General features: G+C 55.2%; 1 protein-coding gene. It reads right to left on the reverse strand.

The genetic code is table 11. The annotated features are described in order from the left end of the window. Positions 1-300, reverse strand: a 300-nt coding sequence (locus VZ95_RS27585; protein ID WP_232302764.1) for a hypothetical protein, incomplete at its 3' end; no start/stop codon positions are given. Between the last annotated feature and the right edge of the window lie 436 nt (positions 301-736).

Here is a 736-nt window from a genome sequence, read left to right on the forward strand (position 1 = left end):
CGCCGGATCAACGGAGAGCACAGACCAGGAAATCAGAAGTGGCCCATCGCCGGTCGCACAGAGCGAGATGTACCCATGCATTCTGACGAGCACCATAACCAGATCGGCATGTGTTACGTCTGGATCGACCCCAAGATGCCCTGCCGCCCAGGCCTCAAGTCCTGATTCAGCAAGATCCATCCCCAGATCCGTAATCCAATACTCCAAGGCATGACTGGGTTTAGCGAGCGAAAGTGCCTGTAAAATACTAAGATGGTCCACTGCAACTTTCGGGTCTGACCGGGTAATCAGCCGCGTCAAACTAGGTATCGCAGCCAGTACTCCTACCAGCGTCTCCGCGCGCGGAAGGCCGGCTCCGATCCAAAGTCGGCGAGCTTGGCGCGCAGATAATCCGACTCCCATAAGTCTCTCACGGGCAGCACTGTAATCCCCCTGAAAAAAAAGTCTGCACTGCGGCCGCTATTTCCAACCGGATCGCCATATCCCCCCGCCCTATCTTTATTAATTTCGGCTGCACATGACGTAGCGGAACCATCAAGGTTCCGCGCGCGGCCGTCATTCTCTCCCGCTCGTCCCTGGTTACTGCTGTATGCGCATCGTCGCAATTGATTTTAGCACGGCAACAATATTTGTTGTTATTGGGTTGAAAAAACATCATGCGGTTGGACACACGCGGCCCGGAATAACTCCGGCGGGTCGCGAGCCACTATGATTCACTGACGGGATATCCCAGCCT

Origin of the sequence: Elstera litoralis (assembly GCF_000963705.1) — a bacterium.
Lineage (GTDB): Bacteria > Pseudomonadota > Alphaproteobacteria > Elsterales > Elsteraceae > Elstera > Elstera litoralis.